The following is a 7124-nucleotide window of genomic DNA, read 5'->3' as shown; positions in this document are numbered from 1 at the left end:
GGACTGGGGACTGGGGACTGGGTTGAAAGTCTGTTCGTATATAGATTTTATCATCAGTTAATGTCCCCTTCTTGTCCGTTGCTATAAGTATTCTACCAAAATTGATATAACTGGTAACTGCATACATCCGCTCACCATCGCATTTATCACCTGTAAGTGTTGGTTAACTGGAATAGATAGCGATCGCTACCAAGTACTTGCGAATTCCAGTGCTATTGAAGGAAAAATTTAACTTAATCTTATCCTGATATTGATTTGTTCTTGGTTGTGCCAAGACTTTTAATACAATATATTTTATTTAATCAGGATTAAAAAATCCGATTTAATTTTTGAAAAGCTTGACCCCTGGTAGCTTGGGGTGATGTAAATCAGAGCTTCAGTATACTTAACAAGATTCATACCAGATTTTTAAGAGTTCTATGTGATATTGTCAAAGCAGGTTTAAGTATTCAGCCTTTTTTTTTGGTATCGGACTCACTAAATCAGGATAAACTCTATGTATCGATTCCAGATCAGTGCATACACTCAAAGGGGCGAATCCATTGGTCTTGTCGGTTCTACTCCAGAGTTGGGACTGTGGGACATCACCAAATGTGTCCACCTGCTTACAAGTGGCGATCGCTATCCTTTATGGTGGACAGACATAGAAATTGACATTCAGCCGTCTTTGGAGTCAGACGATTGCCAGAGAGTTGAATATAAATACGTGCGTTTCGATGCAAACGGCAACGCCCGATGGGAGAGCTTATTAAGTACAAACCGCTGGATTCCGATTGACCCTAACGATCATTCCAGCAGGATTATTGTGGATGATGGCGCATTCGGCTATTTACAACCTTACCCTTTTGGATACATTGAGGAGCCTGCTGTCAGGATGCCCGTGGAGTCAGGGGCACAGAGGCTGAAAATCGTTGTCATTGGCAGTTCCGTCGCATTAGGTCATAAAGCCTGGTTTTTGAGAGGTTGGGTCTGGTTGTTGGCACAGGCTTTACAGCAAAAATATGGGCATAAACTCGTGAATGTCTCGGAAGTGGGGGCGAATGTCAGCAGAACGATCGCTCGATTTGGCTCAGTTGTCACCCCAGAACAGCCGGATGTCGTGATCATTGCCCTGTCTCTGGGCAACGAAGGGTTAGCCTACTGTCCCCCTCACCAACGGCGGGCTGTACAGCGACGGTTTGAAAGTGGCTTGCAGCAGCTGGTGAAAATGACGCGCGACATCGGAGCAATTCCGATTCTGGGCGGAGTCTATCCCAATGGCAATTATTCCCTGGAACATTACTGGCTGATACGAGACACACACAAGCGAATGCTAAGTTGGGGCGTAACTGTACTGGATTGGTTGGCAGCCGTGGATGATGGGCAAGGACGATGGAAAGCGGGGACATCCTTCGACCCGGCTCACCCGAACACGGTTGGTCACAGCCTGATGTATCAGCAGATCAACCAGCACCTATTTGAGATCGATAAAGACGAATTAGCAAAAGAAAAACAACGCTTCCGGCAAACGAATGAATCCCCCATCTACTTTGACAATGCGGGCTTTCATATCTCTGTCTGTATCGAAGAAAAGCGTTTACGGATCATTAATCCATCACAATACAGCTACACGATCGCTCCCTATTGGCAGGAACTGCAAACTGCACTGCAAAGTCAGGCCGGATTGATACCAGGTATTTACATTGCGAAGTACACCCAGGCAGTGACGCTTCCCTTTTTTGCCGTGCAGGAGGATGGTGCGATCGCAACTACAGTAAACATCCCCCCTGGTGCCGACCTAGAATATAGCACCGCCTTCAATCTTTTTTCGCCGAACAACGTTTTGTTCTATGACGGGGATCTGGGGATTTTGCAAGCGAGTGAACACCACCTCTGGGTGATCAACGAATCAGACAACGAGTACAACATCCAGCCGATGTGGCAGGAGGTTTGTTTAGCACTTAAAGCCATGCCATCGGGTGTCTATGAAGATCCGCTTCATCCCGACATTCCTTTTCGCACCATGATGATTGGTAACAATGGGCTAGAAAGCCGCGTGAAAGCACCACCTAAGTCTGCGGTGTTTTTCCAATACAAATGCAAGTTATCGGATATCAGCCGTGTAGCCATTCTTCCCCTTGGCGATCGCTGTGCCGTCCGCATGATGTTATATAAGATGGAATATGATGGCCCGGCCTTTCCATTTGATTTAACGCGTGCGACTAATATTGCAGATGTTGCGGATGCGATCGAAAACGGTTTTGATGATATGTGGAACCCTGCCTTCCTGCACTACAGTCCCGATGCAGGCAGAATCTACCACAGTAAGTGGTCGGGTTTGTCCTTTGCCCATGAAGTTGAGGAGACAGACGACCCAACCAGCGATATGTCTCCCGTCCATGAACGGATGCGCCTTCGGTACACGGCACGCTCTGAAAGGTTTTGGTACGCATTGCGACACTGTGACCAAGTGCTTTTCGTCCGTACAGGAATTAGCGATCGCGGTGGTGTGATTGATCTGCTCAACAAGCTGCAAAAACAATGCCAGGGGAAGCCATTTCATCTCTTGCTTCTTTCTCCCCAAAGCGATGATCAGTTTTTAGACCTTCCCAATGTGCTGCATTACAATGTCGAGTTTAATCCCGATCGCATGTATGACGATTTGGGACACTGGATGTACTGCACAGAGGTGATGCGAGGAATTCTGGAATCCCTTGGGGTGTCTAGCAAAAACCTCTTTTGGTGTCCACCCAAACCTCCAAAGGGGTGGGAAACTAGGTAGGAGCGATGCCTGCGGCAGACTGCACCAACGCTTTTCGACTTTCGATATAATGCGGCTTACAAACATAACTACGACTAGAGAAGCAATTATAGATATTGGGCTTCCTCTAATTTTTTCCTGTTATGCAACACCCTACGGGAAAATCTTTCTTAAACTTCACACTATACTTCACACTATGGCCTTACGATAGATGTAAAGAACGATGATGCACAATCTCTCTAGAAGCCTCGCAAAGGATGTAGAAAGTGGTCAATACCAATCCATTCATTGCACAGCCACCCAAGGAAGTGCCGTTACAAAACGCGCCACTAATTCGAGTTATCGCGCAAGTAATCTTTCCTTGCATTCTTTCGATGGAAGATAAGGAATTTGTTCGTGTATTCCAAGAAGCGATTAGGGAAAATTATCCTTATCTACAGCCTGAGCAAACTCAGGGCTTCGTTTTTAGCCCTCAAGGTGTTGTACCAACTGTGCCTCAAATAACTTGGCGATTTGTGGACAAAACAGAAACTTGGCGAGTCTCATTAGCACCCAATTTTTTGGCACTTGAGACAACTGTTTACTCAAGTCGCAGTGATTTTCTGGAACGTCTAGAAAGCTTACTTATCGCTCTTAAAAAAAGTTTTCATCCTAATATTGACATTATTGAGCGATTCGGTATGCGATACATCGACAGACTTGTTGGACAAAATATAGATGATCTATCATCACTGGTAAAACCTGAGATAGCTGGCATTGCAACTGCTGGATTCAGAGAATATATTCATCAAAATATTAATCAATCTTTGTTCATCATCCCCGATGGAGGGGAACAAATCATTGCGAGGTGGGGACTCGTTCCCGCTGATACAACTTTTGATCCTGCGGCGATTGAACCTTTTGCTGAGTCTAGCTGGATACTGGATCTAGATATGTCTCTCTCAAAGAAACGAGATTTCAGTGTTGAAGCTTTGATGAATGAAGCAAAACAATTTTCTGAAAGAATTTATACCTTCTTTCGATGGGCAGTGACTGATGAGTTTTTGCGGCGCTTTGGAGGTGAATTATGAGTAATTTGCTAGACAGAAAACTTGAATTATTACCGGAGACTTCTGCGCTTGGAGCTATGCGGAAATCTCCCGTAAATCGCTTTCCCTCTATAATTTTAATGGCTCCTAATAGCACTGCTAATTCTATAGCAACTAACAGGAATATTTTGGCTCCTTTAGAGATGACAACGAGTGGGCTGACTCTACCATCAACTAGTTCTCCACAATTAACACAGAAGGCTCTTAGCGAACTGAGAAGATTGAGTGGATTAACGTGGGATCAACTTGCTAAACTCTTCAATGTCTCACGCAGAAGCCTTCATTTTTGGGCAAGTGGGCAACCGTTATCCCGCTTTAATGAGGAGCATCTTAATCGACTCTTAGGTGCTATTCAATACATTGATCGAGGAAGTGCAAGTCTCAATCGCAGTCTATTACTGAAACCTGGCAGTAATGGTAGTCCACTTTTTGACTTAATGGTTGTAGGTAAATACGAAGAATTCAAGCAGATTATTGGTTCCGGTAATGCACCTCAAAGACCACAGTTAAGTCCTTTGTCTGAAGATACACGTGCAGCACGTAGACCACAGAATCCAGCAGAGCTGGTTGACGCTCTCCAAGATCCAATCCATCTTGAAGTTGGACAATCCAGACCTGCTAGAGCAGTAAGGAGTCGAAAAAATCGTAGTGGTCAATGAGCGTGATGTTTGGATTAAGAAAGTAGACACCACTCTTAAGAAGTGGTGTCAGGGTGATTGTGTGCTTGGAGAACACTGGTTTGTCCATCGCTTTAATCCTCAACACCCTTTGACATCTGATTCTGCTGATGTTGCAGAATCAGAAACAGACCTTGTGGAATCCGATGTTAAGGGTTTTGTTGTGGTTACACAGACATGCGATATTGTACGCTCTTGCGTTGATCGTCCATTCATAGAGGTGGTACCTCTGGTGGAGGTTAATGAGCAACTTTTGTCTGAAATTCAGCGAAGTAGGCGACCTCAATTTGCTTATGTTCCAGGAGTTGCAAAATTTAATCTTGTTGCTGACCTTGATCGTGGGATGACATTAGAGAAGGCTGTTATTGCAGAATGGGAGCGCAACCCAGGATGCCGCAACGATCAAGAGATTAGAGCATTTGGGCAAGCATTAACACGAAAACGTGCTCGATTTGCTTTCCCTGAGGACTTCAACGACTTTGCTAAAAAGCTTCAAAACCGTCTGCGAGATAAGCATGATAAATCTAACACTGAAGGAGAAGCACTTCGCGCCTTACGCGAAATTAGAGTGCGTGCAGAACCTTCATGGAATAGCTCTGAAATTCGACTAATATTTTGGTTTATTCGAGACGAGGAACAGAATCAATTTGAGGGAATAGGATGGCAGCAATTTCTCAAACAGTGGTTGAAATTCATCCCTGAATCTGGACGATTCCAAGCTGTAGAGGGTTCGGTAGTAGCTCTGGAAGACATGACAGCGAAGGAGTATATTGAGAGTGATCCACTTGATTTGGATCACTTGTCATACTAATGTGCATAATTTTACATTTCCTTTATCTACAAACTTTGTGATTGGCGATCGCCCCTGTCACGTTTCACGCTAATTATCGCCGATTCTGCACTTTTTGTTGTATAAGTTTAAGGAGTTACGAGCTTTGAAACTCCAAGTCTAATTAGGCGTTGACGATCGCTATCAGCAAAATAGCTCAACCACTGTCGGCTTGGTAACTTTCCCCATCGCGTTGCGTGGTAATTCTTCAACTAGCAGAATTTGGGTTGGCACCTTATAGACAGCCAATCGCTCTTTTGCCCAACTTCTGAAAGCTGCTAATGTTAAAGGTTGTGACCCTTGCAATACTAACGCCGCACATACCCGTTCACCCCACTCTAAATCAGCAACCCCAACCACTGCACATTCCTGAATATCTGGATGCGATCGCAATACTTCTTCAATTTCTAAAGCTGAAACTTTATACCCTCCGGTTTTAATGATATCTACACTCATCCGTCCCAGAATGCGGTAGTTACCGTTCTCAACTACGGCGGTATCTCCAGTACAAAACCAGCCATCTTGGAAGGCTTTGGCAGTTGCTTGGGGGTTTTGCCAATATTCTAGAAACACTCCGGGGCCTTTAACTTGGATTTCTCCTGGTGTTCCTGCTGGGACTAACTCCCCGCTTTCATCCACTAATCTTACTTCAACTTGAGGCAGAGGCTTCCCCACATATCCAGACAACCGTTCACCGTGTAAAGGGTTCGATAGCGCCATGCCAATTTCCGTCATCCCATAGCGCTCCAGCAGAAAATGGGCGCTGATGGTCTGCCACTTTTCTAAAACTTGAACTGGTAACGCTGCCGAGCCAGAAACCATCAGGCGCATTTTAGCACAGCCTGCTGACATACTTTTTTGGCGTTCCCTAGAGGTAGTTTCCCAAGCAGCAATTAGCTTCACATAAATTGTCGGTACTGCCATAAATAGGGTTAAGTCACCGTCACAAATTCGGTTCCAAACGGTTTCGGCATCAAACTTGCTCAACATCTGACACTCCGCCCCAGCCCATAAAGCACAGGTTAATATGTTGACAATTCCATGAATATGATGTAATGGCAGGATATGTAAAATGCGATCGCTAGATGTCCATTCCCAAGCGGTGATTAAGCTAGTCACTTGCGCTTGAATATTCTGATGGGTTGTAACCACACCCTTTGGTTTACCTGTTGTACCGCTCGTGTAGAGAATTAAGGCGCGTCTAGTGATATCTACCTCTGGGAGGCGACCAACATTATATGGGAGCGTTTCTGAGGTGAGGATAAATCGCAAATTGTGTTCAGTAGCGATCGCTCCCAATATACCCTCAAAATTGGGATGAGCAATAATAATCGATGCTCCACAATTTGTAATAACATACTCCAATTCTGGTCGCGGGTGGGAAATACACAGAGGTACAGCTATGCCACCAGCCCGCCAAATCCCCCATTGAGTGGCGACATACTCAAACCCCGGCGGGATAAGAAAGGCAACTCGCTGCTCCTGTAAATCTTGTGCATTTTTAAGAAGACTTGTTGCTATTTGACTGGAAGTGTGCAGCAAATCCCGATAGGTAAATGCTCCGTCCGTTGTCGCAATCGCCGTTTTCTCGTTGTATTCTTCAGCACGAATAATCAATGGGAGATTCACGTTTATTTACCGATTTAGGTTGATTCAGCCTACTTATTGAAAGTATATATAGCAATCCTATTTGATTTGTAAACACCGACAGGCTCAGATCCCCGACTTCTTCAAGGATGCTGCTGGCGAATTAGGGGTCTAACCCATACTAGGTTAGACCCCCGATAAGT

General features: G+C 44.9%; 5 protein-coding genes. 4 read left to right on the top strand and 1 reads right to left on the bottom strand.

Going from position 1 to position 7124, the window contains the following annotated elements; all coding sequences use genetic code 11:
- The first annotated feature begins 496 nt into the window (after window positions 1-496).
- The 4 genes from HWQ41_RS19640 to HWQ41_RS19625 all read left to right on the top strand — a co-directional run bounded on the left by HWQ41_RS19640 (window position 497) and on the right by HWQ41_RS19625 (window position 5316).
- A complete protein-coding gene (locus HWQ41_RS19640) occupies window positions 497-2761 on the top strand; it encodes a DUF1796 family putative cysteine peptidase (protein WP_292766329.1) in 2265 nt (754 codons plus the stop codon).
- Between the two features lie 245 nt (window positions 2762-3006).
- Window positions 3007-3810 (top strand): TIGR04255 family protein, encoded by an 804-nt coding sequence (locus tag HWQ41_RS19635; protein WP_292766326.1) that lies wholly within the window; start codon window positions 3007-3009, stop codon window positions 3808-3810.
- Window positions 3807-4487, top strand: coding sequence for an XRE family transcriptional regulator (locus HWQ41_RS19630; RefSeq protein ID WP_292766323.1), 681 nt, complete (start codon window positions 3807-3809; stop codon window positions 4485-4487). Before HWQ41_RS19635 ends, HWQ41_RS19630 begins: the two co-directional genes overlap by 4 nt.
- Window positions 4477-5316 carry a hypothetical protein gene (locus tag HWQ41_RS19625; RefSeq protein ID WP_292766320.1) on the top strand — a complete coding sequence of 280 codons (840 nt, stop codon included), beginning with the start codon at window positions 4477-4479 and terminating at the stop codon, window positions 5314-5316. Before HWQ41_RS19630 ends, HWQ41_RS19625 begins: the two co-directional genes overlap by 11 nt.
- Before the next feature lie 162 nt (window positions 5317-5478).
- Here HWQ41_RS19625 and HWQ41_RS19620 read toward each other — a convergent pair whose 3' ends face one another.
- Window positions 5479-6963: an acyl-CoA synthetase gene (locus HWQ41_RS19620; protein WP_292766317.1), complete on the bottom strand. Its 1485-nt coding sequence runs from the start codon at window positions 6961-6963 to the stop codon at window positions 5479-5481.
- Window positions 6964-7124: the final 161 nt, after the last annotated feature.

The sequence above is a fragment of the Nostoc sp. NOS(2021) genome (assembly GCF_017115025.1).
Classification (GTDB): domain Bacteria; phylum Cyanobacteriota; class Cyanobacteriia; order Cyanobacteriales; family Nostocaceae; genus Nostoc.
This window is presented reverse-complemented; position numbering and strand designations above follow the sequence as displayed.

Coding starts and splice junctions, on each gene's coding strand:
- HWQ41_RS19640 (WP_292766329.1), top strand. CDS start 497: ATGTATCGATTCCAGATCAGTGCATACACTCAAAGGGGCGAATCCATT.
- HWQ41_RS19630 (WP_292766323.1), top strand. CDS start 3,807: ATGAGTAATTTGCTAGACAGAAAACTTGAATTATTACCGGAGACTTCT.